Below are 25315 nucleotides of genomic sequence, written 5' to 3' on the forward strand. Positions count from 1 at the left end.
CGTGGACAGGTGCCGTATTCGCTTGTTCTTTCCGCGGAAGCGGCCGTGTGCCCCTACGGGCGTCGGCCCCGTTCTCACAGACCCACTGGGAGCACCTCATGCCCGTCTCCTCCCCCTCTGATCCGCTGCGCTTCGCCTACTGGGTGCCCAACGTCAGTGGCGGCCTGGTCACCAGCGCCGTCGAGCAGCGCACCGACTGGGGCTACGACTACAACCGCGAACTCGCTGTCATGGCCGAGAACAACGGTTTCGACTACGCGCTCACCCAGGTCCGTTACATGGCCAGTTACGGCGCCGAGTACCAGCACGAATCCACCTCCTTCAGTCTGGCGCTGCTGCTTGCCACCGAGCGGCTGAAGGTCATCGCCGCCGTCCTCCCCGGCCTCTGGAACCCCGGCGTGCTGGCCAAATTCGGAGCCACTGCGGACCAGCTGTCCGGCGGCCGGTTCGCGGTCAACGTCGTCAGCGGCTGGTTCAAGGGTGAGTTCACCGCGCTCGGTGAGCCCTGGCTGGAGCACGACGAACGCTACCGGCGGGCCGAGGAATTCATCACCGCACTGCGCAGCATCTGGACTGAGGACCATGCGCGGTTGGCCGGCGACTTCTACCGGATCCGCGACTTCTCGCTCAAGCCAAAGCCGGTCACCTCTCCACTGCGCCTGCACCCGGAAATCTTCCAAGGCGGCAACTCCACCGCCGCCCGCGCCATGGCCGGACGGGTCTCCGATTGGTACTTCAGCAACGGCAAAGACTTCGACGGGGTCACCGAACAGCTCACTGACGTGAGGGCCTCGGCCGAGTCGGCCGGGCGGCCCGCGCCCCGCTTCGGACTGAACGGCTTCCTGATCGCACGGGACACCGAGGCAGAAGCACGCGAGGTGCTGCGGGAGATCGTCGCCAAGGCGGATACCGAGGCCGTAAGCGGCTTCGGGGCAGCCGTGAAGCAGGCGGGCCAGTCCACCGCCGACGGCAAGGGAATGTGGCAGGACTCCTCGTTCGAGGACCTCATCCAGTACAACGACGGATTCCGTACGGGGTTGATCGGCACTCCGGAGCAGATCGCCGAACGCATCGTCGCCTATAAACGTCTCGGCGTGGACCTCTTCCTCCTTGGGTTCCTGCACTACCTGGAAGAGGTCGAGTATTTCGGCAAGCGCGTGCTGCCGCTCGTACGCGAGCTGGAGGCCCAATTGCCCAACGAACAGACGCGGCCCTCAGCCCCGGCTGTGGTCTGAACCGAGCGGCCTGGCCCGCTGGCCAATCCGCCTTGCACCGCCGCCCCTTCGAACCAAGGTCACCGCCATGCCCACCATTCTGTCCGTCTCCGGAAGCCCGTCCGCCACCTCCCGTACCGCCCGCTTGCTGCGACACCTGGACACCAGGCTCACTGCTGAGGGCCACCGAGTCGTGGAACTCGACGTCCGCACGCTGTCCGCCCAGGCGCTGCTCGGCGCCGACTTCCAGCACCCCGACATCGTCACCGTCACCGAGCTGTTCGCGCAGGCCGACGGCGTGATCATCGGCACGCCCGTCTACAAGGCCGCCTACTCCGGACTCCTGAAGTCATTGCTCGACCTGCTGCCCCAGCACGCGCTGGCGGGCAAGACAGTGCTGCCACTGGCCACCGGCGGCAGCACGGCCCACGTGCTGGCCATCGACTACGCGCTGCGACCGGTGCTCTCCTCCATGGGCGCCGCGCACATCGTCCAGGGCTGGTTCGTCCTGGACCGACACCTAGGCCTGCGCGAGGACGGCTCGCTCGTCATCGACTCGGGTACCGACGAAGCCCTCCACCGGGTCCTCGACCACTTCTCCGGCGCCCTCGACCGGGCCCCGCTACTCGCTGCGGCGAACTGAGGCCACCACCGTAAGGAACCTCCATGACCACCTCCTCCCCCACTACAGCAGCGCAACCGGACCAGCCCACACCCGACCACGTCCACGTCATCGCCGACGACGCCGAAGCACTCGCAGTGGCGGCCGCACTGGCGGATGCCTTCCGCCCTGGTGCGGCGGAACGGGACGCCCGGCGCCAGCTGCCACACGCCGAAATCGACCAGCTCTCGTCAAGCGGCCTCCTCGGCATCACCGTGCCTCGCGCACACGGTGGCGCCGACGTCACCGCCGGAACGCTGGCCGAAGTCTTCCGACTGCTGGCCACCGCCGACCCCAGCATCGCCCAAATTCCGCAGAGCCACTTCGTGTATGTCAACGTCTTGCGCGCCCAAGGGAGCTCGGGCCAGCAGGAGTTCTTGTTCCGCGAGGTGCTGACCGGGCGCCGCCTCGGCAACGCGCAGGCGGAGGCGGGCACCCGGCATGCCCAGGACATCCGCACCCGCCTGGAGCCGGACGGCAACGGCGGCTACACGCTGACCGGAACCAAGCACTACTGCACCGGTGCTCTGTTCGCCCACTGGATCCCGGTGCTGGCCCGCGGCGCCGAGGACAAGCTGTACGTCGCGTACGTACCCCGTGGTGCGCCCGGCGTGGCGGTCGTCGACGACTGGGACGGTATGGGGCAGCGCACCACCGCCAGCGGCACGGTGCGCCTGCAGGGAGTCGCCGTACCGGCCGACCTCGTCGTGCCGCACCACCGCACCTTCGAGGGCCCGCAACTGCACGGTGCATTTGCCCAGTTGTTGCACGGGGCCATCGACAGCGGTGTGGCTCGGGCTGCGCTGGCCGAAGCGGCCGAGTTCGTCCGGACGAAGAGCCGCCCCTGGTTCGAGAGCGGCTCCGCGACGGCCTCCGAGGACCCGCTGCTCGTCCAGCGGTTCGGCGCGCTCGAACTGCGGGTCCGGGCGGCGCAGGCCCTCCTGGAAGCCGCTGCCCGGGCCGTGGACACCGCCACCGCCCACCTCACTGACGACACGGCTGCCGAAGCGTCGATCGCGGTCGCCGCGGCGAAGGCGTACGCGGCGGAGACGGCCGTGGATGTGGGGAGTGCGCTCTTCGAAGTGGCCGGCACCCGGGCCGCTCTGGACGGCCTCAACCTGCACCGGCATTGGCGCGACGCGCGCACCCACACGCTGCACGACCCGGTGCGCTGGAAGGTGCAGCATCTCGGTCGGTACGTCCTCAACGGCACCAGGCCGCCCCGGCACGGCCTCCTGTGACCCCAGCTTCTCCTCCCTCCCCTGCTACTTCCCTGTTTCCGGAGATTCCGTGAGTCTTACCTTCCACTGGTTCCTGCCGACCTACGGCGACAGTCGGCACATCGTCGGCGGCGGCCACGGCCTGCCCGCCGGCGCTGCGGGCGGGCAGCGCCCCGCCACCCTCGGCTATCTCACCCAAATCGCCCGTGCCGCCGAACAACTCGGCTTCGAAGGCGCCCTGACCCCTACCGGGGCCTGGTGCGAGGACGCCTGGCTCACCACGGCGATGCTCGCCCGGGAGACCGAGCGCCTGAAATTCCTCATCGCTCTCCGGCCCGGCATCATCGCCCCCACCCTCGCCGCCCAGATGGCGGCCACCTTTCAGCGGCACGCACCCGGTCGGCTGCTCCTCAACATCGTCACCGGGGGCGAGAGCCACGAGCAGCGCGGGTACGGCGACTTCCTGGACAAGGAGGCGCGTTACGCCCGTACCGGCGAGTTCCTGAGCGTCGTGCGGGATCTGTGGCGGGGGCGGTCCGTCGACTTCGACGGGGAGCACTTGCGTGTCGAGCAGGCGCGGCTGGCCCGCGTGCCCGACCCGGTACCGCCCGTCTACTTCGGCGGATCCTCGGCAGCGGCGGGGGAGGTCGCCGCCCGCTTCAGCGACGTGTACCTGACCTGGGGCGAACCGCCCGCGCAGGTGGCCGAAAAGATCGCCTGGATCCGGAACCTGGCCGCCGACGCGGGGCGCACGGTTCGTTTCGGTATCCGGCTGCACGTGATCACACGGGACACCGCCGACCAGGCGTGGGCCGAGGCCCGACGCCTCCTGGACGGCTTCTCGCCAGAGGCGATCCGCACCGTACAGGAAGGGCTGGCCCGCAGTGAGTCCGAGGGCCAGCGGCGCATGCTGGCGCTGCACGGCGGCAGCATGAACGAGTTGGAGGTCGCTCCCAACCTCTGGGCCGGCATCGGCCTGGTCCGCGGCGGCGCGGGCACCGCCTTGGTGGGCAGCCACGCCGAGGTGGCCGAACGGATCGTCGAATACCAGCGGCTCGGCATCGAAGAGTTCGTCTTGTCCGGCCACCCGCACATCGAGGAGGCGTACTGGTTCGGAGAGGGAGTGCTACCTCGCCTGGCGGAGGCGAAGTTGTGGCGGCGGCCGGGGGTGACGGAGCCGGTGATGGAATCTGAGGTGCAAATCCCGTTCGCGGGACGCGGCTGAGCGGCTCCGCGAAACCTGGCCGACCGGCCCCGATGCCGTGGGAGTGCCGCGCCTCGCTGCGGCCTCCGGCGGGGATCGTCGCGCCGCTAGAGAGTGGGCCAGCCGACAACATATTCGTGCTGCTGCTCGGCGGTTGCTGATCGGCGCGGGACTTGCATCTGGAACTCGGTCTCCAAGATCTCGAGCCCTAGAGGACCCATGCTGGTGGACGGCGGTCGGCCTCTCCGTCGGCGTCGTATCAGCCAGCACCACCCCCTACGGCAGCTACGCGCTCACCGACGTGGCTGTGACGCCCTGAGAGCACCGCCGTCGGGCAAGGCCAGCGTGCCGAGATGAGCACGCAGTCTGTGCCCTCGACGGCCTCCGGCTCAGGCAGTGGCCAGGGCGGTCCAGTCGGACACGGCCGGCAACGCCACTTCGGTGCCAGTGAGCCGCCGCTCCCCCGACGCGACCAGTGCTTGCGACCGGTCGAGCCCGAGACTGCAGCAGCCGTGTCGGACGCTGCTCCCTGGTCCGCATGGGCCAGGGAGCAGCTCGACCAGCTGTGCCCGCCCGCCGGGCCGACCGGAACTACCTGCCGCCGACCGGGTCGTGCAGCACGGCCGCCCCCCCTCGTCGAACAGCACCAACGGCGTTTCGGCTCCGGCGAGTTGCAGATCGACTGCGTGGCAGTGCTCGTCGCAGGCGAGGGCCAGGCGGCTCGCGAACGTGGAAGGGCGCATGTTGAGCAGGCCGCGAGCCGCCGCCGGCCGCAGTGCGTGCCGAAGATAGCCGGCCATGCGCGTAGAACAGTTGACCACCTGGAGGCGGTCATCCCCCTTGGGGTCACCTACGTCGTGTTGCGCAAGAACTGCACGGTCCCAGCCGGTTGAGTGAGACGCTGCGCAAACTGGAGCGGAGCTGGGCGTGTGGAGCTCCTGGAACGCGAGTGGTCCGGATCGGATGATCAGTCACGAAAGACACGAGCTACTGCCGCATACCGCCGTGGCGCTGGACCCGTCGAGCTGCTGCGTCAGGCGGCGTACGAGCGAGCGACACATCGGCTGCACGCTGAGACCCGGCAAAGCAACGCCGCCAATGTGATGATCCTGAATACGGCCATCCGCAACAGAGAACCCTCGGCAAGACCGATATCCGTGTCCAGGAGCCAAGTCGGACCAGCCACGTGTCCTCAGTACTACTGACCTTCAAAGGGTGATGTCGTGAGGGCTGACGGTTGTTGATCGTCGCGGTATGCCGGTGTCATGAGGTATGCGCAGGGTGGGGGCCTGTCCGCGGAGCGGCGGGCGTTTGGTGAACGGTTGCGGCTGGAGGCCGCGGCAGGCTTCGTTCGTGGCGACGACAACGCGGCCATCGCCCGCCAGCTGCGGGTGCATCTGCGTTCGGTGCAGCGGTGGCGCCTCGCCTGGAGCCAAGGCGGGGAGCGGTCACTGAGCGTTTTCAGCGTTGCTTCTCCAGGGTGAGGACAGCTTTGGTGATGACGCTCATGCGGTTGGGGCTGATGCGGGATCTGCGGAAGATCTGCCAGGACTTCAGCCGTGCCATGCCTCGTTCGACGGGTGCCCGGGCCTCGGACAGGGCCCGATTCTCGGTTCGCTCGGTGAGGGTGAGTTCACCGCCTGGCGGGCGGCGCTTGGCGGTGGTGACCCAGTCGCCCGCACCGATGTAGGCCATGTCGGCGAGGACCGGCACGCCCTGGCGTGCGCAGATCCGGAGGATCTTGTGGGCGCGGGCCGCCGTCAGATCGTGGGTCCGGCCCGGCAGTGCCGGCGACAGCCACAGAATCTGCCCGGCCGGGTCCGTGATGACCTGCACGTTCACCCCGTGCCGTTTGTGTTTCGACGAGTAGTCGGCACTGCCGTCGCCGACGCGGTCGCACTTTGCGAGCGTGCCGTCCAGGAGAACGAAGTCCGGGTCGTGCGCGCGCAGCGTCTTCAGCAGACCTGGCGCCTGCTTGGCGAGGAGATCGATGACCCCGGTGACGTAGGCGTGGGCGGTACCGACGGATATCCCGAAGGCCGTGGCGATACGGGCGAGGGTGTCGTGGCGGCGCAGGTACACGAGTGCGACGAGCGCACGGCGGTGCGGCGGGAGTTTGCACCGCCGGTCATCCTCGCGGGTGACGATGAGCATCGTGACCCACTCGACCAGGGCGTGGGGCAGGTCAAGTGCGGCAGGATACGGAACCAACAGGGCTCCTGTGCTGCTGAGTTGAGACGTCGAACACCTCCCTCAACGGCACGGGAGCCCTGTCCGTTGCGCACGCTGACCCAACACCGCCCCATCACCCGATCGGTGGCCACGCTGAAAACGCTCACTGGCCACGAAGGGTCCGGCCTCGTATCCGCTGTTGAGCGATGAGCTGTTCGCGGTGCTGGAGCGGGAGTTGGGCAAGGGGCCAGTCGCGCATGGCTGGCCGGATCAGACCTGGACCCTGGCGCGGATCAAGACCCTGATCGGCCGTCGGTTCCATAAGACGTACACGGTGCAGAGGGTGGCCGCGCTACTCAAGGGGCACGGCTGGTCGGCCCAGGTGCCCGCGCGCCGTGCCGTCGAGCGCGACGAGGCAGCGGTGGCGGGCTGGGTGAAGGACACGTGGCCGCAGGTGGAAGCGCCGCGGCGGCGCTCGGGGCCTGGCTCGTGTTCGAAGACGAAGCCGACTTTGCGATGACGCCGCCGACCAAGCACACCTGGGCCCGCCGCGGCCGCACCCCGGTCATCCGCGTCCGGGGCCGCTCGAGGCGGCGTCTGACGATCGCCGCTCTGGCCTGCTACAAGCCCGAACACCGGTCCCGGCTGATCTACCGGCGCCGCATGGATGACGGCAACCGCGACGGCCGCAAGAGCTTCGCCTGGACCGACTACCGCGACCTGTTGCAGGCCGCACATGCCCAGCTCGGCGGCCCGATCGTCCTGGTCTGGGACAACCTCAACACCCACCTGGCCGCCGGGATGCGCACCTACATCGCCGCCCGGGACTGGCTGACCGTCTACCAACTCCCCTCCTACGCACCCGACCTGAACCCCGTCGAGGGGATCTGGTCAGTGCTGCGACGCACCACGCAGGCCAACACCGCCTTCACCGACCCCGACCACCTGATCCACAGCGGCCTCCACGAGATCCAATACCGCAGCGATCTAATCGACGGCTGCCTCGCCGGAACCGGACTCACTCCGCCCAGCGGATCACCCTGACGACATCACGCTTTCAAGGTCAGTAAGCCTGTCCGGAGGAAAGGGTGAACCAGACGCCTTTGCCCCCTTCGCTGAGGCTGCACCCGGCTGATGAGCTGAGCTCTCGAACAAGAAGGAGGCCGCGTCCGCCCTCACTCCGCAGGTCGGGCCCGTGGTGAGGTATCCCATCAGTCATCAGCTCTTCCACAGGGCCTGCATCATGGTCCCGAACTTCGACACGGAATCCCGAATTCTGAACTTCCAGAAGTAGTTCAAGGGGGGCTTGTGCCGTGGTGTGCTCAACTGCATTCGTCACCAATTCCGAAGTGAGCAATTCAGCCACGTCATGGTCCACGGCAGCTGGTGCACATGCCGGAGCTTGACGGGTCTGTGTCGAATGCCCAGCAGGGCGCATCAGAGCCGCACGAACAAGGGTTCGAGCTATCGAGGCGGCGACAGGTACAGGAGGCAGAGGTACACGCCATGCAATCGGCGCCTGTGCCGTGTTAGGCATTTCCCTTTTCCATTTCGCAGAAAACTCGTCTACCTCACCCCAACCTCACAAAGCTTGATGTTTCAACGGTAGGGTCCAAGGCCTTGCACCTTACGGGACTTCCGGACAGGCACTTAGGGGCTTTCGTCCCCTCTGTGCGGCCATCTGGCATGACGCCAGTTCAAGAAAGTCTCGCATTTGACAACCGCGAGACTGTGCTAAGACCGCATTTCGCGACTTAGATGAAAGGCGAGGGATGAACTCGCAGGGCGCGGCCCGAAGGATGCGCCAGTCCAGCAGAAAGTGTTTCCGTTTTGCAGTGCAGGCAGGACCAGGTCCGGGTAAGTTGCCTTACACGGCACGGCCTCGGTGAAGAGAACCACGGCGACCCACAGCGAACCAGAGCAGGCTCCCCAGGAAGGGGAGCGCAAAAGTAAGTACAAGCCAGACGAGCTTCATCCTGCGAGAGCGCCTATGACGCCGGCGGAGGCGATGCCGTGCTCCGTGTTGCTCACAGCTGCTAGAGCCACGTGGGGTGTGTGCTGCCAGAACATTTATATCTCGTTTCTGGGTGATCTCTGCGTTGAGAGCAAGTTCTTACAACATTAAGGAAGAGAGAGGAACCAAGCCCCCCAACGGTTACGGGTGAACCTCATCACTAAACGGGAAGCCATGCCGGAAGTGCAAAAAGATGCACCACACCTGCCACTACCGCCCACCCCTACAGGTCGGGCATCATGCCAGCAATTAGCGGCATGCCCCAGAAGGCCTGGCTCGCCGCCGGTGAGGGGATTCAGAGAGGCCAGCCAGACCTTCTGAACCCGAGCATAAACAGCGTTCAGACCGCGGGTCCAGCGCGAATTTCAGATATGGCGATAGGGAAGACCTCTCACCTCGCCCTCCGTGCGGACGGCTTACTATGCGGGTCGGAGGTATCTCGCCATGCGTGTAGAACAGTTGGAATATCTGGCGGCAGTCACACGGCTCGGATCACTACGCCGCGCTGCAGAGGCACTGCATCTGTCTCAGCCAGCGTTGGGCGAGACACTGCGCAAACTGGAGCGCGAACTGGGAGTAGAGCTCCTGGAGCGCAAGCACTCCGGAGCCAAGATCAGTCACGAGGGACGAGAACTGCTGCCGCACATCGCCGCAGTGCTGGACGCAGTTGATCGTCTGCGCCAAGCAGCCGACGAACAGCACCACACCAACCGCGCGCTACGACTGGGCACGGTCAATGCCGCCACCGTCACCCTCCTGACACCAGCCATCCGCGAGTTCCGCACCACCCACCCATCGACCCAGGTGGAAGTTATCGCGGACCGGCATGACGGCATCCAACAACACCTCACCGAGGGCGGATTCGATCTGGGGATCGTCAGCTACCTACGCGACGACGACCTCCCGCCCGGCCTGCATACTACGGAACTACTCCGCGGACGACCCGTTGTATGCATCCGCCAGGACAGTCCCCTAGCCGCACGCTCAGCGATCACCGTCGCCGAGCTGCTGGCCCACCCGCTGATTACGATGCGGGCCGGCTACGTCATGCACCGCTACATCCACCGCCTCCTCAGCGGCAGCACACCGCTCTTCTCCTACTCGGCCGACGGCGCCGAAATGGGGAAACTCATGGTCGCAGAAGGGCTCGGCGCTGCCGTTCTACCTGACTACAGCGTGCACGGCGACCCACTAGAACGAAGCGGCGCCATCACCTACCGCCCTCTCGCCGATGACAACACCGAATTCCGCGTCATGCTCCAACGACGCAACGGACACACGGGACGCACAGCGGCACGCGCCCTGCACAGCATCCTTGTATGCCAGGCCGAAAAGCGACGCGCGAACCAGCCTGGACGAAGGGAAAAACGACTATGAGACAGAGCCTGGCCCCCGCTACCTGCTGTGGTCGGGTCTCGAGCTATAGCGCCACCCCTGTCAGGACATCGCATAGCCGCCCTGACCCACCACGCCCCAATCGACACCGTCGTGGATTCGCTCCCCCGCCGCGTAGAGGTACGAACGGATGCCGTTTCTCAAACCCGACACACCCCCGAAGAACAGGTAGGAGTCGAAAAGCCCCACCATCTCCTCCTGGGTGCCTTCCAAACCGTCTTCAAAGCCCGGGTCTGCGTCGCATTTGAGGCAGAGTCCCCCCCACCCCCCGGCTGGGGCACTACGCAGAAGGCCCCCCGTGACTCAATCCCGCACACACCGTGATCCGCTACGACGCGCAATAGCGCCCCGACCGGACCTTCCCCTCCTTCGTCGGCAAGAGCGTGCCAGGCGAGAAGGAGCCCCTGCACCGGCTCGTCGACAAAGACAAGCAGGACAAGAACCGGACCAAGTCCATCAGCGAGTGCAAGAAGGTCTGGGGCAACTACACCGGTAGCGGCCTGGAGTGCGACGAGTACCCCTTCGCCTCCACCCGGGAAGGGTCCACCAAGGGCGACAACCGCTTCTCCGTCCGCCTCATCGACGGCAAGGACAACGGTGCACGCGGGAAACGGATAAACAAGACGTACACACAAAACCGCGTCCTTGACGGCGACCCCTTCTACGTGAAGATCACCGACTAGCCGGGAAATGCCATGCCGCTCCTTCACGAGTACACCTGCACGGCCACACCAGGCCGCCGCGTCCTGGAGGTGTACGACGCCGACACCTACCTCGACGGCACAGCAACCCTGCACACCGCCGAAGAACAGGTAGTAGCCGGAGAGCGCCACCACCTCCACCTGGTCAGCCTCCAGCCCGCCATCAAAGCCCAAATCAGCATCCGCATCTGGGACACCGTCTAAGGGCTGTCCCGCAAGTGATCTTGATTGCGACATCTCGGATTGTGGTTGGTGTGATCACGGCACCGGAGCCGTGCTGGAGTCCGTGCACCGGGGTGGGCCCGCGCGCCTTCGGCAACCGGCTCACGCCGACCTGGGTGGTCAGCCGGTGAAGGACTCGGGGCCGAAGCGACCCCACGCCAGGAAGAGGGCCAAGGCGAGGTAGACCAGGTCGCCCGCGATCGTGACTCTCTCGCCACGGCGGAGGCGCATGGTCAGCGCGCCGGCGAACAGCAGCACCAGTCCGGTGGCGGCCAGCGGTACCAGGACCGGTGCGATGTCGAGCGCGGCGGGCAGGATCAGGCCCGCCGCGGCCAGGATCCCGATGGCGCCGATGGCTTTGAGGGCGCCGGGGCTGAAGTCCTCGACCCATCGGGTGGCGGTGCCGCCCATGGCAGCCAGTTTCTCCTTGGGCACGAACATTTTGGAGCTGCCCGTCAGGCAGACGGCGGCCATCAGTCCGGCGATGATCCAAAGTGCGAAGTTCACCAGCAGCTCCTTGATCGAGGATTGCCTGCTTCCCCTGGGACGAGGCAGCACCCTCGCATGTGACATCTCCGAACATCCGAGTTCGAGGAGACGTGGAGCACACGCGTCCGTGTCACAGGGCGTCGGGCTGTCTCGTCTCAGGGGGGGTGTAGCCATCGACGAGCACGGAGGAGCACACACATGGACGCGCGACTGAACTACTTCGCCAGCCCGACCGCCGCTAAAGCCCTCAAGCACCTCATGTCGGCGGGCAAGACGCTCAAGGACTCGCCGCTGGCGGCTGCGACACAGGAGCTCGTGGCCCTGCGTGTGAGCCAGATCAACGGCTGCGTCGTCTGCATCGACATGCACACCAAGGAGGCCGCTGCGGCCGGCGAGGACTCGGTGCGGCTGAACCTGGTGGCGGCGTGGCGGGAGGCCACGGTTTTCACGGAGGCCGAGCGTGCCGCGCTGGAGCTGGCGGAGCAGGGGACCCGGGTTGCGGACGCGGCCGGCGGGGTCAGTGACGAGGTCTGGGCGCGTGCCGCGAAGCACTTCGACGAGGAGCAGCTCACCGCCCTGGTGGTCCTGGTCTCTTTCATGAACACGGCGACTCGGCTGAACATCATCGCCCAGCAGCAGGGCGGCGACTACGAGGTCGGGCAGTTCCACTGAGGGGTCATCGATGAGCCGCCCGGGGCACTGTCGCCCCGGGCGTGGGGGGTGTTGCACAGTCCCGCTGAGGGGCCGGAAGATCACCAGAACTGGCCCGCGCCGGGAGATACGGCCGGGCGGGAAGACCTCAGGGGGGATGTGGCGTGAACAAGGTCGACGAGTTCGAGGAGCTGCGGCCCCTGCTGTTCTCGATCGCTTACCGGATTCTGGGCAGCGTGAGCGAGGCTGAGGACGCGGTGCAGGAGACATGGTTGCGCTTCGATGGCTCGACGACCCTTCCCAGGTCGGTCAAGGCGTTTCTGTCCGCCACGGTGACGCGGATTTCGATCGACGTGCTGCGCTCCGCGCGGGTGCGGCGGGAGGAGTACGTGGGCCCGTGGTTCCCCGAGCCACTGCTGAGTGATCCGTATCAGGATCCGGCGCGCTCGGCGGAGCTGGCCGACTGGGTGTCGATGGCGGCGCTGCTGCTTCTGGAGCGGCTGAGCCCGCTGGAGCGGTCGGTGTTCGTGCTGCGGGAGGTGTTCGGTTTCGGGTTCGCCGACGTCGCCTCGGCGGTGGGGCGTTCGGAGGCGGCGTGCCGGCAGTTGCTGGTGCGGGCGCGGCGGCGCATGGAGGCCGGGCGGCCGCGGTTCGAAGCGGACCGCCAAGAGCGGCAGGAGCTGGCAACGCGGTTCTTCGACGCCCTTCGCGAAGGTGATGTCGCCGGTCTGAGGGATCTGCTGGCCGCCGACGTGCAGATGGTGGGGGACGGTGGCGGCAAGGCCCCGCAGCTGGCCAGGGCTGTCGTCGGCGCCGAGAGCGTGGCCCGGCTGCTGGCCTCCGTTTTCCCGCTGATGGCCCGGATCGACGTGACGTTCGAGCCGCACGAGGTCAACGGCCAGCCCGGCGCCGTTTTCCGGGACCGGGACGGCAAGGTCCTCCATGCCCTGGCCCTCGACGTGCTCGACGGCCAGATCCAGACCATCCGCTCGGTGATCAACCCTGACAAGCTCGGCCACCTCGGACCGGTTACCGACGCCTGGGCCATCGATGGCGAGGTGAAACAAGCCCGCCGGCAGACGAAGTGAGCCCGGGGACCGGCCGTGGGCCGGCTCGTTCGCCTATCCGGTGACGTTGAGGTTGTGAAGGCGGGCGATGCCGCGCATCGCATGGTGCACGCCGTCGCCGCGGAGACGGCAGTCACGCAGGATCTTCCAGGTCTTCATGCGGGCGAAGACGTGCTCGACGCGGGCCCGGACCTGTTTGTGGCTTTTGTTGTGCACCTGCTTCCAGTCGGGGAGTTTTTCGTCGGCGCTGCGGCGATGAGGGATGGCCAGTCCCGTTCCGCGGTAGCCGCCGTCGGCGATCGTTACGGTCTTCCCGACGGCGTCCTTCGCGCCGGACTCGGCCCAGGCACGGCAGTCGTTGCGGTTGCCCGGCAGTGGCCGGCCGATCACGACCACCAGCCGGGTGTCGGCGTCGACGACCACCGGATGGTTCGTCGAGTACCGATAGTTTTTTGACTGCTCTGCCACGCTGTGATCGCGGGTCGGCACCAGGGTGCCGTCCACGATCAGCACGGCGTTCGCACGAAATAGGCACCGCGGCGGGAGCGCGAGCTTCGGTCCGAGGTGGTCGATGACCCGGTCCGCCGCCGACTTCGACACCCCGAACAACGGCGCCAGCTGCCTCAGTGTCAGGTTGGTGCGCCAGTAAGCGGCCACCAGCAGCACCCGGTCCTGAAGAGGGAGCTTCCAGGGCCGACCACGACCCGGCGCGTCAGCACCATCTCGGCGCAGCTGAGTCACCAACTTGCCGAAGGTGCGCGGGCTCAGCCCGGTGAACGGAGCTATCCAAGACGGCTCCGACGCCGTGATCACACCAGCCACAGCCCAAGACCATCGCACATCAAGATCACTTACAGGACAGCCCTAAGTGCCCCGGAGGCTGCTATGTCAGAGCAACTGTTACTGGCGCTGCAGGTGTTGTCCTACCTGATAGCGCTATTCGATCTCGGCCCATATGTGGGGGTCACTCAGGTATTTCACTACCTGCTGATGTCCTTGCATGTTGGTCGGCTGGGCTGGCTGCTCTGGAAGCAGTTCCGCCGGCCAAGGAAGTAGTGCATCCACGTAACCCACCAGTACCACCGCGCCGTCTTACCCCGCGCTCACCGGAGCCAGTCCGCCCACCCTCGGGCCTGGATCGCAGGATCCAGGCCCAGAGCGTGCTGCATCACCGCTCTCACGCTATCTGGCTGCGCTTGGTGGTAGAAGTGATCCCCTGGGTGGGGATGGAACCAGACGCGTCCATCTCGGGACAGCTCACGCCACGCCATGATCATCTCCTCGGTGAGCGAGCGGTCTTGCGTGCCCCAGAGGATGTGCAGCGGAGCCCGTAGCGGCCGGAGGTCCCGCGCCACGTAGTTCTCGGCGAGCACGATGTCCTGGCGCAACGCGGGTAGGAAGAGTTCGCGCACATCCGCTCGCTCGAGCACCGATGGGCTGGCGCCACCGAGACCGGCAAGTTTCTCGATCAATGCCTCGTCGCTGAGGCCGGAGAGCTGGTACATCACGGGCCGGGATGGCGCGCGGCAACCGGAGAAGAACAGTCTCTCGGCCGGTGTGTCCCAGACGGTCTCCATCCTCTGGCCGAGCTCGAACGCGATGAGAGCGCCCATGCTGTGGCCGAAGATCGAGATCCTCTTGTCGTGGAGACCGGACAACTCGTCCAGGACCTCTTCCGCGAGATCGCCCAGGCTGTCCGGCATGCTTTCACCCATCCGCCTGCCTCGCCCCGGCAGTTGGAGATAGCGACAATCCACGCCCGCGGGAAAGGACCTGAACCACGGCAGAAACGCCTCACCATTGCCGCCCGCATGAGGGATGAACACGACGACAGAGGACGCATCGGGGTCACGCGACTCACTCAAGTACACGGTTATAACTCCACAATTCCGTCGTCGGCGTCGTCATCCACTGATTCCACCTCGCGCACATCCCGTAGGACCCGCCGTACGAAATCTCCAAGCCGAGGCGCCTCGTAGAGGTCGGCGACGGAGCACGAGCTGACCCCTCTCTGCGTCAACGCCTGCACCAGTTGTACCGACAGCAACGAGTCCCCGCCCTCTTCGAAGAAGTGGGAGTCGGCATGGGGCACCGTGCTCACGCCGAGGCTCCTCTGCCATTCTGCGGCGATCACCTCCGCCAGCGACCCGTTCTCCGCTCTCACCGGGGGAGTGGGGGCCACCGTCGTCTTGATGTCCGTACCGTGCAGCGGGCGGCTGTTCAGGGGCGTGGCCGGCAACGGAACCCGGTACAAAGCAGGTGAGGCCTCGAGCGGCGTGGGCGGGGCCGGGCAGTGCACCTCATCCAGCGGTACGCCCGCGCACAGCTGCTCGAGCTGCCGCCGCAGCTGGTCCCAGCTCTCCGCCTGAAGATGACACTGGCACAGCTGCTTGTCCTGCCGATAACGGTGCTGCAGCGTCCAGGCGTGGTGGGGCAGGGCGTCCCGGCCGCCGTCCTCCGTCACCTCGAGCAGGTGCCGGGCCAGAAGCCGGAGCCCATCTTCGCTGGCGGCGGCCAAGGGGAACCAGAACGGCCCGGCGAGCGCTGCGGCCGGGCGCGACGGTGGCGGTGCCAGCAGCATGTGCACGTTCGTGCCCCCCACCCCCAGCGACGTGACGGCGGCCAGCTCGTCCGGCCTCTGCCACGGTGACGGTTGCGCATGCACCTGGAATGACGTCTGCACGCGAGCACCGTCCATGCCGGGCTGAGGATAGATCACGCGGTGGTGCAGCGCGAGCACACACTTCACCACACCCACCAGACCGCTGGCAGCATCGAGATGGCCGATGTTGGCCTTGATGCTGCCCAGCGACGGCATCGGGCCCTGCCTCTGCCCGTACACCTCCATCAGTGCCGCCAGCTCGAGGCTGTCTCCCAGCACGGTGCCCGTTCCATGCCCTTCTATGTATCCGACCCTCGCTGGATCCACATCGGCCTTGGCCAGAGCACGGTTCATGACCGCGCTCTGCTGGTCGATGCTCGGTGCGGTGAAGCTGACCTTCTTCCGGCCGTCGTTGTTGACAGCGCTGCCCTTGATCACGCCCCAGCACGGGCCGCCCTCCCGCAGCACCTGGTCCAGCGGCTCCAGCACCAGGACCACGGCACCGGTGCCACCCACCGTTCCGTCCGCCTTGTCCGTGTACGGGTTGCACTGGCCCGAGAGGGAGAAGATCATCCCCTCGGTGACTGGGGAGCCTTCCTGAAGGGGCAGAGTGAGAGATGCCGCCGCGACCAGCGCGATCGAGCAGTCCCCGTTGCGTAGCGCCTGGCATGCCTGGTGCAGCGCCACCAGACTGCTCGAGCAGCCGCTCTGCACGGACATCGCAGGGCCGGTGAGATCCAGATGCCAGGACAACCGCGTGGCGAGAAAGTCCTTATCGTTTCCCAGCAGTACGTTGTAGCGGGCGATGGGATTGTCCGCCGCTTCTTCCTGGCGTGTTGTCCAGTGGTTGATGCTGGCCGAACAACTCGCGAAGGCCCCGCATTCCAGCGGATGTTCCCCGACGGCATGACCGGCGCTCTCCATCGCTCGCACAGCCTCCTCCAGCACCAGACGGTGCTGTGGGTCCATGCGTGTCGCCTCCGCCTCCGCGATGTTGAAGCGTTGCGTATCGAACCAGTCATGCCGGTCGATCAGGCCACGCGCACCGACCAGATCCGAGTGCTTCGCATCGAAATGGTCGATAGCTGACTCCGCCCTGAGGAGAAGGCGATGGAGCTCCCAGGGGGTGTCGCTGGCGGGGACGCGCACGCTCATCCCCGTGATGGCTATATCCATGACCCTCATGTCCTCTCGGCCCTCAGGAGTTCATCCACCATCTCTTTCTGGTCCTGGATGCACGGATGCCGGAATACATCGACCAGAGACACCGCGGGCTCCCGCAGCAGGGAGTTGAGACGCTGCACCAGCAACGCTGCCTTGATCGACGAGCCGCCCGCCTCGAAGAAGGGCAGATCTTCCGGCAGTTGCCCCGCACCGAGGATCTCCCGCCATATTTCGTGGACGGGATGCTCGCCGGAGGGCTGCGGCGCGGCTTCGGCCTGCAGGGGATCGGGAAGTCGGCTCTCGTCGATCTTTCCGTTAACGGTCATCGGCAGGACCGGAACGGGCAGCAGTCTCTCCGGCACCGCCCAGGCCGGCAGCACCCGCGATACCTGCTCGGCCAGCTCCTGCGGCTGGACATCCCGGTCCGAGACGTACCAGGCCACCAGCATCCGGGCGTCGCTGTCGATCGCCACCGCGCGCACCACGGCGGCGGTGACACCGGGCGCCTGTCGTAGCGCACCGGTGACTTCGTCCAGCTCGACCCGGTGACCGTTTACCTTGACCTGGCTGTCCTGCCGTCCTAGGTAGCGGAGCCGACCCGTGCGGTCGACGACGGCCACGTCACCGCTGAAGTAGTAGCGCCGCTCGACGCCCTGTGCGCTGAGGAAGCCGAACCGCTGTTCGTTGAGCTCCGGCGCGTCGTAGTACCCCAGGCTGACCCCGTCCCCGGTGATGCACATCTCGCCCGGCACCCCGATCGGGCACGGCAGGCCGCGGGCGTCGCGGAGCAGGATTCCGGTGTCGGCCAGCGGTGTGCCGATGCACGACGTCGTATCCTCCGGCGTCATCTCGTGCGCTGTGGCGTGCACCGTGACCTCGGTGATGCCGTACATGTTGACGAGACGGGTCGCTTGTGTGCCGTAGCGCCGCCACCAGGGTTGCAGATCGGAAGGGTGCAGTTCTTCGCCGCCGAAGACCACCAGCCGTGGCAGCTCGGACAGGGCGGCGTCCGTGGCACTGGTGAAGTTCCGGAACGCCGTCGGCGTCAGGCTCACCACGCTGATCCGCTCGCGCTCCAGCAACTCGGCGAAGCGCAGCATGTTCGTCGCTTCCGCGTGGTGCACCATCACCGCGCACCCGCCGTACAGCAACGGCCCGAATATTTCCCACACCGAGAAGTCGAACGCGTAGGAGTGGAACAGTGTCCACCGGTCGTTCTCGTCGAACTGCCCCCACGTGGCGCAGGCGGAGAAAAGGCGGCACACGTTGTGATGGGAGATGGTGACGCCCTTCGGGCGCCCGGTGGTGCCGGAGGTGAAGATGACGTACGCGAGGTCGTGCGCCGCGACCGGTACGGGGGTGAACCCGTCGCCGGACCGCGCCAGCGCCTTGTAGCTCTCCGTCGGGAAGCCGGCCGCCTCGTCGCTGTCGGTGACAGCGAACCGGATGCGGCTGTGCTGCGCTATATAGAGGTTGCGTTCTGTGGGGTTACGCGGATCGAGCGGGACATAGAAGGCGCCCGCTCGCAGCACCGCCAACAGCGCGGCAACCAGGCGCCAGCCCTTCACCATGTGCACGCCGATCGCATCGCCCGCTCGCACGCCGTGTGCCTGAAGGCCGGCCGCGAGATCCTCCGACTCCCGCCAGAGCCGCGCGTAGGTCACGGAGACATCGCCGTCCTGGAGGGCGACGCGGGGGCCGAAGCGCGCCACGCTGTCCGAAAGCCAGTCGACCAGTGACGCGGCCGTCTCGACGGGCCTCGGCGTGAGCAGTTCTCGCAGAACCGGCAACTGTGCCGGTGGGACCGGATCCAGTCGGTCCAGCGTCCCACCGTCAAGGACACTGCGTTGCTCCAGGAGATGCCCGTACATGTCGGAGATCGTGGTCACCCAGTCCGCCGGGACCCGGTCCCCCTGATACTCGAACATCAGCCGCAGGCCGTCGTCGGCCGTCACGATGGCGGAGACGACCAAGGGCGCCTTGGCGCTCCCGGTGTGGCAGAGGTCGACGCGCGCCGGTACGTCCGGCAGACCGAGGTCATCCGGAAGGAAGTCCATGTAGCTGAAGATGATGTCGAAGAGCGCTTCCTTGGCGACTTCGTCCGACAAGCGGTCGACCACCTCGTCGATCGCGACGTCCTGCCACTGCAATCCGTCCGCGAGCTGCCGATGCACCTGTGTCACCGCCTCACGGACCGTGCTCCCCTCGTGCAGGACGCACCGCACCGGCAACGAGTTCGTCATGTTCGCCACCACCGACTGGGCCCCGGCTCCCTCTCGATTGGCCACCGGAGTGGCGATCACGAGATCCCGGGAGCCACTCACCCGTTGCAGGGCAACGAACAGCGTGGCCATCAGCATCACGGGCAGGGTCAGGCCATGGTCTCGGCTCGCGACCGCGAGCCGCTCACGCACATCGGCATCCACCGTCCACGACACAACGCCGTCGGGAGCATGCTCGAGGCTTTGGGGCCACGGGTGTTCAGCTCCATACCCCCCGAGTTCGTGCTGCCAGTGCCTCACCGCCTCCCAAGTGCGCACATCGGACGCCGTGGTGAACCTGGGTTTCACCGACGGTGGCCGAGCGTCTCCTCGGTAGACGGAGCTGATGTCACGCAGCAGCGCGTTCAGCCCCACCCCGTCCACGGCGGTGTGAGCGAACGAGAGCAGGAGACGGGAGCACCCATCGGGCTGCGTCAACAGCAGCGCCCGAACAGGAGGCTCCTGCTCCAGTGCGAACGGCCGGGCGAAGAACTCCCGCTGCCGCCCCTCGTCGCACTCCTCCGCGGGCAGCTCACACCAGACGCCGCTCATGTCGGCCGGACGGTAGTGCGCACCGTCGCGATCCAGCTCGACGGTCGAGGCCAGAGAGCGGCTCTGCGCCAGCACCGTCATGATGGCCCGGCGCATACGGTCGGTCTCCACCACACCGTCGAAACGGACCACAAGACCGATGTTGTAACTCCCGGGCGAACGGTGCGTCTTGTAGACCTTCACCATGCGATATTCCAGCGCGCTGAGGCGGCCGTCCTTCAGGGGCACCGCGTCGGCCTTTGCCACGTTGTCGGGGAGCTCCTCGATCCGGCGTACCAGGGCGGAGAGCGGCTCGGTGGCCGACAGGATGGAACGCACATCCACGGATTTGCCTGCCCGGTCGCGCAGCAGCGTCCTGAGCCTGACCGCTGCCAGGGAGTCACCGCCCAGCGAGAGGAAGGTGTCGTCCGCTTCCGGCACTCGCCCGAGAGTCTCCGCGACGAGGGCCATCACCGGTGACGACGGCACCGCCTGATCTTGCCGCACCTCGTGATCTGCGGAGAGTGCCCGGCGGTCGATCTTTCCGCTGGTCGTGCGCGGCAGCGCGGCGGCTCGCACCTGCAAGCCGTGCGGCATCATGTACGCCGGAAGTGTCCGCTGTAAATGCTGTCGGCACTGCCCGATCAATTCGTCGTCGCTTTGGTCGTGACGGCTCTTCGTCACGATCGCGAGCAGTTTGTGCTCTTCCTGACGGCTCTGGACGATGACGGCCGCTTCGCGGACCGCGTCCAACGTCAGCAGGGCCTGCTCCAGCTCCTCCAGCTCGATGCGGTGCCCGCGTATCTTGACCTGGAAATCGATCCGGCCGTGAAAGTGCAGGAGCCCACTCGGGTCTCGGTGTCCCCAGTCGCCCGTGCGGTAGACGCGCCGCTCCTCGCCGTCTGGGCCAGTGAACTGCGGGAACCGCTCCGCCGTCAGTTCGGGGTTGTCGTGGTACCCCTCCGCCAGGCCCACACCCGCCAGTAAGATCTCACCCTTCTGTCCCGGCGCCACGGTGCGCAGCTGCTCATCCACGACGAACACCTCGGTGCCTGACACCGGGAAGCCGATCGGTACGGGCCCCGAGCCCGGGCGTTCGTCCGCGCGACGGCTGCGGAACGCCGTGGAGTAGGTGGTGTCCTCCGAGGGCCCCCACAGGTTGTTGACCGTGTTGACGCGGCTGCTCTCATAGATGTCATCGACCAGCCTCCAGTTCAGCGCCTCACCCGCGAGGTTAACCGTGTTCACGCTGGTAGGGATCGCGCGGGCGCGCACCAGCTCGCGCGCGGCCGACGGCACCGTGTTGATCAGCGTCGGAGCAGCGCTACCCGCCTCCTCGTCCAGCAGGTCCAGCACGGACTCCACCAACCAGATCGCCTGTCCCGTGACCAGCGGAACGAAGATCTCGAACACGGCCAGGTCGAAGGTGATCGTCGTGGAGGCCAGGACGCAGCGCAGTTGATCCGGTTCGTAGTACTCCTGTGCCCAGTCCATGAGGGCTCGTACACTGCGGTGAGCGATGGCGATGCCCTTGGGCTTGCCGGTAGAACCCGAGGTATAGAGCAGGTACGCCGTGTCCTCCGCCGGTTCCACCGGCGTTGCCGTGCGAGACACCGCTGCCGTCCCCAAGTCCCGGATGTCCCACTGAGGCAGGCCCGGCACGTCGAAGGTCAGCGGATCGTCGTAAACGAGCACAGCCGGCCGGCTCTCCGCGAGGATCGCTTGCTGCCGTCGCGGCGGATGCCGAGGATCGAGGGCGACGAAGGCACGCCCCGAGTACCACGACGCCAGCAGCGCGGCGATCAGCTTGGGAGTCCGCGACAGGTGGAGCGCCACCGGTCCCTCACTCCTGTGCTCCCGGAGCGCCGCCGCCAGGACCTCAACCCTGTCCAGGAGTTCTCGGTAGGTAAGGCCCCCTTGCCGCCAATAGACGGCCGGCGCTTCGGGGTTCTGTTCGGCGTGGCGCACGAACCGGTTGATCACAGAATCCGTCATCAGCTCTTCGCCTCTCGTTCGCCCCGCAGTCAGGAGATCTGGGACTTGTCAAGGGTTTCGGTCACCAACTGCTCGATGTGGGAGCCGAACTCCTTGACGGTGGGATGCTCGTAGATCGCCATGGCGTGCATCCGGATGGGGAAGTCGTCCTTGATGAGCTCGATCGCCTGTAAGACGATGAGCGAATTGCCGCCCAGTTCGAAGAAGTTGTCGTCATTGCCCACGCGGTCGATGCCCAGCAAGGTCTGCCAATGCCGCGCAACGGAGATCTCGTACGGCGTCGTCGGCTCGTCCCAGTCGGTCCCTACAAACTCCTCGCGCTTTCCCGCAGCCGACGTCACGTTCCTGGCGAGCGCTTCGATGGAGCCGACCCGCGACCAGTTCTCGATCACCTTGTTGAAATCGAGGGTGGAGACCACGAGACGGGAGCCGAAGGAGGAGGAGAACAGTCGGCGGTAGACCTCGAAGATCTCCTCCTGGGTCATCTTGTTCCTGACGTGCTCCTCGCTGAGCTCCTTGAACTGCGGCAGGCTGGCGTAGTTCCTCGCCCGCGCCTCGTTAACCGCGCCCCAGTTGATCGCGAGCACCTGCGTCTTCCCGATTTGATGGCAATGCTCCGCCCACGCATCGACGAAAGCGTTGGCCGCCGTGTTATCAAGCTGGCCTAGGCCGCCGATAATCGAGTTCATGCTGGAGCACAGGAGCATGAAGGCCGGGTCCTGCGGCAGGAAGACGTCACAGAGATTGATGGTTCCGTCGATTTTTGCAGCGAATACCTGCTCCAGAGATTCCGGTGTTCTCGTGCGGATCATTCCGCTGTCCACCGTGCCCGCGGCATGAATCACGCCGCAGATCCGCTCGTTGTGCTCGTCGAGGTGTTGCTTGACCCGCTCGACGTCCGTACGCCGGGTGACGTCGGCCGTCAGGACGTCGACCCTTCCTCCCGACGCCTCAAGGCTCCGTAGCCGACGGATCTTTTGGCTGATGGTGTTGTCGTCACTGTGCTCCTCCAACCAGGAGGTCCAACGCTCCCGGGCCGGAAAGTTCGTGCGGGTGGTGAGGTAGACGTGCGCGTCGTAGTGCGACGTGACGAACTCCGCCAATTCCAGTCCGAAGTTGCCCAGGCCGCCGAAGATCACGATGGCGCCGCCGCCCTGCAGCAAGCTGTCGCCCACGCGGTCCGCCGGCAGGGTGTAGCGCACGTAGTCCTTCACAAAACGGTGAGCCCCGCGCAGGGCCACCTCGCTGCTCGCACCGCTCCCCATCTCCGCAAGGAGCAGCCGACCCGTCTCCTCGCGCTGGAACTCGGGGTCGATGTCAACGAGATTGCACTGCGTGCCCTGGTACTCCTTCGGCAGTACCTGCGAGATGCCGATCAACGTGGATTTGATCGGCTCGATCTCCTCCGTGCCGACGATGCTCACCGAACGGTCGGTCACCAGGATCGTGTCGAAGCCGACCGTCAAGCCCAGCAGGTCGTACGCCTTGCACAGCGCCACCATCGTGTAGAGGCCCTGCGCCTGGACGCTCTCCCGAGGCTGCCCGGCCTGTCCCAGACACCAGAAGTGCGTGATCCAGTCAGGGAGTTCATCGTTGTCGCGCAGACTCGCCAACAGTTCAGCCATCTGCCGTTCGTCGCCGGGGGTGACTTGATAGTGGCCTTCGGACAGGCGCGTGTACTCGGTCCCGGGAGACACCTGCACCACGGTGGCGCCACGCTGCCGCAGCAGGTCGGCGAAGTAGGCCGAGATCGCATCCTGATGCCGGAACATCAGCACCGTTCGACCGCTCAGGTCGGGCGCTGGGGCAGCGATCCGTTGTTTCTTCCATGTCGGCGTGTAGAACCACTGGGCGATGTCGCTGTTCTTCCCGTCGGACGCGTCCCCCTGCCCGGTCAGCTCTTCCGGGGCGATCCAGTGCTCACGACGCTCGAACGGGTAACCGGGGAGCGGGAGACGCCGGCACCCGGAGGGCAGTCCTTCCGCCGTCTCGATGGTCCCGCCGCCGAGCCAGAACGTGGCGAGCTGCTCGGGGCTCGCCTCCTGCGCACTCTTCAGTGACCAGCGCCCCGCCACGCTCACGTTCACGAAATCGTCGGGGACGGCGGCGGCCAGGTGGACCTGCAACTCCGCCACCGATGCCACCGGGCGACCCCAGCGATACCTGAATGTGCTGCGTCCCAAGAGCAGCGTCCACGCGATATCGTGGAGATCGTCGTCGGGGTGCGCCGCCAACCACGCCGCCAACTGCTCGATCTGCTCGGACAACGCTTCTGGGGTCCGTGCGCTCAGACCGGCGAAGCAGGTTTCCTGCGGACGTGCCGGACGCTCGGCTCGCACCAGGGCCTCTTCGAGGACCACTACGCTGTTCGTACCACCCACTCCGAATGAGCTCACGGTGGCGATGCGTGGCCCTTGCGCGCTGCTTTCCCAGTCCATCAGGCGTTGCGGGATGGTGAACGGCGAGCGGTCGAGGTCTATCGCCTGGTTCGGCTTGTCGTAGTTCGCCTGCGGCGAGATGGTCCGGTGCTGGAGGTCTCCGATCACCTTCAGGACACCGGCGAGGCCGGACAAGGCATCCAGGTGGCCGATGTTGGCTTTGACCGTGGACAGGGCGATGCTGCCGCGCGGCAGACCGCCGTACACTTTCATCAGCGCTTCGAACTCGATCGGGTCGCCCATTTTGGTGCCGGTGCCGTGCGCTTCGATGTAGCCGACGTCCCCCGGCTCGATCTCGGCGTCAGCCAGAGCGTTCTGAATGGCCTTCACTTGCCCGGACACGGACGGGGCCATGTAGCCGACCTTGTCGCTCCCGTCGTTGTTCACCGCGGAAGCGGCCACGACAGCGTGGATGGTGTCGTTCGATTCCACGGCGTCCTCGTACCGCCTGAGGACGAGGAAGCCGGCGCCGTTGGTGAACACCGTGCCGTCGGCGCTGTCCGAGAATGGCGAGCAGTGCCCCACGTCGGACTGGATGCCGTCATGCTCGTAGTGGTATCCGTACTGGTACCGCGGTTTGATCACGGCTCCGCCGACCAGGGCAATGTCGACGTCGTAGTTCAGGAGGCTCTTGGACGCCTCGTGAACGGCCACCAGTGAGCTCGAGCAGCCGCAGCGCAGATTGACCGCGACACCTTGCCAGTTGAAGTGGTAGGCGATACGGGAGGCGATGAAGTCGGACTCATTGAGGTAGAGCAGCTGGGTCTGCACGCTCGGGTCGGCCCGCTGATGGTAGAGAGCCGCCAGGTTTTCGTTGAAGTAACTGTTTACCGCCGATACGGAGTAGACACCCACACGCTCGGACAGGCTGTCGGGGGCGTAGCCGGCGTGCTCGCATGCGAGCCACGCGTACTCCAGTGACTTCCGGATCTGAGGGTCGAGATAGCTCGCCTCCTTCGGGCTGTAGCCGAAGAAGCCAGCGTCGAAACAGCGGTAGTCTTCAGGACCTCCCCCGACCGCACGGAACGCTGGCGACCGAGAGAACGACTCAGGGAGTTCCGCGCTGATCTCCTCCTGCCGGTAGTGCCTGATTCCCTCCTTCTTCTGGGATGTCAGCTGCCACAGCGATTCCGGCCCGGAGCACCCGGGCAGTGAGGCGGCATAGCCGATGATGGCGATCTTGTTGTCGTCAGGCATACGGAGAGCCCTCCGGTGTCGGTGGAAGTGTTGATGTCCGTACTCGGTGCCGTGGGCGGCTCGTTCGCGCCAGCATGTGCCCGGCCGGAGGCGGCTCGGGGCTGCCGCGGCGGAGGC

At 66.4% G+C, this 25315-nt stretch carries 20 protein-coding genes and 2 pseudogenes; 12 read left to right on the plus strand and 10 right to left on the minus strand.

Annotated elements, in window-relative coordinates; genetic code table 11:
* Window positions 1-98 precede the first annotated feature (98 nt).
* The 5 genes and pseudogenes from sfnG to AC07DI_RS36235 form a co-directional block, all read left to right on the plus strand.
* Complete coding sequence (gene sfnG, locus AC07DI_RS36215; protein ID WP_384258741.1) at window positions 99-1235, plus strand: dimethylsulfone monooxygenase SfnG; 1137 nt, start codon at window positions 99-101, stop codon at window positions 1233-1235.
* A gap of 67 nt (window positions 1236-1302) precedes the next feature.
* Window positions 1303-1857, plus strand: coding sequence for an NADPH-dependent FMN reductase (ssuE, locus tag AC07DI_RS36220; RefSeq protein ID WP_478909073.1), 555 nt, complete (start codon window positions 1303-1305; stop codon window positions 1855-1857).
* Window positions 1858-1880: 23 nt separating this feature from the next.
* Window positions 1881-3116, plus strand: a complete 1236-nt coding sequence (locus AC07DI_RS36225) for an SfnB family sulfur acquisition oxidoreductase (protein ID WP_478909075.1) — start codon at window positions 1881-1883, stop codon at window positions 3114-3116.
* Between the two features lie 49 nt (window positions 3117-3165).
* The gene (locus tag AC07DI_RS36230; RefSeq protein WP_478909076.1) at window positions 3166-4320 is read left to right on the plus strand and encodes an LLM class flavin-dependent oxidoreductase; all 1155 of its coding nucleotides are present in this window, start codon (window positions 3166-3168) and stop codon (window positions 4318-4320) included.
* 1244 nt (window positions 4321-5564) lie between these two features.
* Window positions 5565-5756 (plus strand): annotated as a pseudogene (locus AC07DI_RS36235) (helix-turn-helix domain-containing protein); the annotation flags it as partial.
* A gap of 4 nt (window positions 5757-5760) precedes the next feature.
* On the opposite strand, the gene AC07DI_RS36240 reads toward AC07DI_RS36235, so the two are convergent.
* On the minus strand, window positions 5761-6510 hold the full coding sequence (locus AC07DI_RS36240) for a transposase (protein ID WP_478909078.1): 750 nt from the start codon (window positions 6508-6510) through the stop codon (window positions 5761-5763).
* A gap of 127 nt (window positions 6511-6637) precedes the next feature.
* On the opposite strand from AC07DI_RS36240, the pseudogene AC07DI_RS36245 reads away from it, so the two are divergent.
* A pseudogene (locus tag AC07DI_RS36245) lies at window positions 6638-7515 on the plus strand (IS630 family transposase); the annotation flags it as partial.
* 19 nt (window positions 7516-7534) lie between these two features.
* Here AC07DI_RS36245 and AC07DI_RS36250 read toward each other — a convergent pair.
* Window positions 7535-8008, minus strand: coding sequence for an ATP-binding protein (locus tag AC07DI_RS36250; RefSeq protein WP_478909079.1), 474 nt, complete (start codon window positions 8006-8008; stop codon window positions 7535-7537).
* A 330-nt stretch (window positions 8009-8338) separates the two neighbouring features.
* On the minus strand, window positions 8339-8563 hold the full coding sequence (locus AC07DI_RS36255; RefSeq protein ID WP_478909123.1) for a PLD nuclease N-terminal domain-containing protein: 225 nt from the start codon (window positions 8561-8563) through the stop codon (window positions 8339-8341).
* 366 nt (window positions 8564-8929) lie between these two features.
* On the opposite strand from AC07DI_RS36255, the gene AC07DI_RS36260 reads away from it, so the two are divergent.
* Complete coding sequence (locus tag AC07DI_RS36260) at window positions 8930-9862, plus strand: LysR family transcriptional regulator (protein ID WP_478909081.1); 933 nt, start codon at window positions 8930-8932, stop codon at window positions 9860-9862.
* Window positions 9863-9922: 60 nt separating this feature from the next.
* On the opposite strand, the gene AC07DI_RS36265 is transcribed toward AC07DI_RS36260, so the two are convergent.
* Window positions 9923-10093: a hypothetical protein gene (locus AC07DI_RS36265; RefSeq protein WP_478909083.1), complete on the minus strand. Its 171-nt coding sequence runs from the start codon at window positions 10091-10093 to the stop codon at window positions 9923-9925.
* Window positions 10094-10263: 170 nt separating this feature from the next.
* Between AC07DI_RS36265 and AC07DI_RS36270 the strand changes: the two genes are divergently transcribed.
* The gene (locus AC07DI_RS36270; protein ID WP_478909085.1) at window positions 10264-10563 is read left to right on the plus strand and encodes a NucA/NucB deoxyribonuclease domain-containing protein; all 300 of its coding nucleotides are present in this window, start codon (window positions 10264-10266) and stop codon (window positions 10561-10563) included.
* 12 nt (window positions 10564-10575) lie between these two features.
* A complete protein-coding gene (locus AC07DI_RS36275) occupies window positions 10576-10785 on the plus strand; it encodes a hypothetical protein (RefSeq protein ID WP_478909087.1) in 210 nt (69 codons plus the stop codon).
* Between the two features lie 138 nt (window positions 10786-10923).
* Here the strand turns inward: AC07DI_RS36275 and AC07DI_RS36280 are convergent, their stop codons facing one another.
* On the minus strand, window positions 10924-11310 hold the full coding sequence (locus AC07DI_RS36280; protein ID WP_478909089.1) for a DoxX family protein: 387 nt from the start codon (window positions 11308-11310) through the stop codon (window positions 10924-10926).
* Window positions 11311-11490: 180 nt separating this feature from the next.
* Here AC07DI_RS36280 and AC07DI_RS36285 point away from each other — a divergent pair, with 180 nt between their 5' ends.
* Window positions 11491-11964 (plus strand): carboxymuconolactone decarboxylase family protein, encoded by a 474-nt coding sequence (locus tag AC07DI_RS36285; protein ID WP_478909091.1) that lies wholly within the window; start codon window positions 11491-11493, stop codon window positions 11962-11964.
* 143 nt (window positions 11965-12107) lie between these two features.
* Window positions 12108-13031 carry an RNA polymerase sigma-70 factor gene (locus AC07DI_RS36290; protein WP_478909093.1) on the plus strand — a complete coding sequence of 308 codons (924 nt, stop codon included), beginning with the start codon at window positions 12108-12110 and terminating at the stop codon, window positions 13029-13031.
* Window positions 13032-13064: 33 nt separating this feature from the next.
* Here the strand turns inward: AC07DI_RS36290 and AC07DI_RS36295 are convergent, their stop codons facing one another.
* Window positions 13065-13832, minus strand: coding sequence for a transposase (locus AC07DI_RS36295; RefSeq protein ID WP_478909095.1), 768 nt, complete (start codon window positions 13830-13832; stop codon window positions 13065-13067).
* Between the two features lie 63 nt (window positions 13833-13895).
* Between AC07DI_RS36295 and AC07DI_RS36300 the strand changes: the two genes are divergently transcribed.
* Window positions 13896-14066: a hypothetical protein gene (locus AC07DI_RS36300; RefSeq protein WP_478909096.1), complete on the plus strand. Its 171-nt coding sequence runs from the start codon at window positions 13896-13898 to the stop codon at window positions 14064-14066.
* A gap of 47 nt (window positions 14067-14113) precedes the next feature.
* On the opposite strand, the gene AC07DI_RS36305 is transcribed toward AC07DI_RS36300, so the two are convergent.
* From AC07DI_RS36305 to AC07DI_RS36320, 4 genes are read right to left on the minus strand one after another with little or no spacing between them, the layout of a single operon-like run.
* Window positions 14114-14881, minus strand: a complete 768-nt coding sequence (locus AC07DI_RS36305) for a thioesterase II family protein (protein ID WP_478909098.1) — start codon at window positions 14879-14881, stop codon at window positions 14114-14116.
* Window positions 14882-14883: 2 nt separating this feature from the next.
* Window positions 14884-16788, minus strand: a complete 1905-nt coding sequence (locus AC07DI_RS36310; RefSeq protein WP_478909099.1) for a type I polyketide synthase — start codon at window positions 16786-16788, stop codon at window positions 14884-14886.
* A gap of 5 nt (window positions 16789-16793) precedes the next feature.
* Window positions 16794-21563 carry an amino acid adenylation domain-containing protein gene (locus tag AC07DI_RS36315; RefSeq protein ID WP_478909101.1) on the minus strand — a complete coding sequence of 1590 codons (4770 nt, stop codon included), beginning with the start codon at window positions 21561-21563 and terminating at the stop codon, window positions 16794-16796.
* Between the two features lie 29 nt (window positions 21564-21592).
* Window positions 21593-25198, minus strand: a complete 3606-nt coding sequence (locus AC07DI_RS36320) for an SDR family oxidoreductase (RefSeq protein ID WP_478909103.1) — start codon at window positions 25196-25198, stop codon at window positions 21593-21595.
* Window positions 25199-25315: the final 117 nt, after the last annotated feature.

It is taken from the genome of Streptomyces sp. NPDC044106, assembly GCF_056433985.1.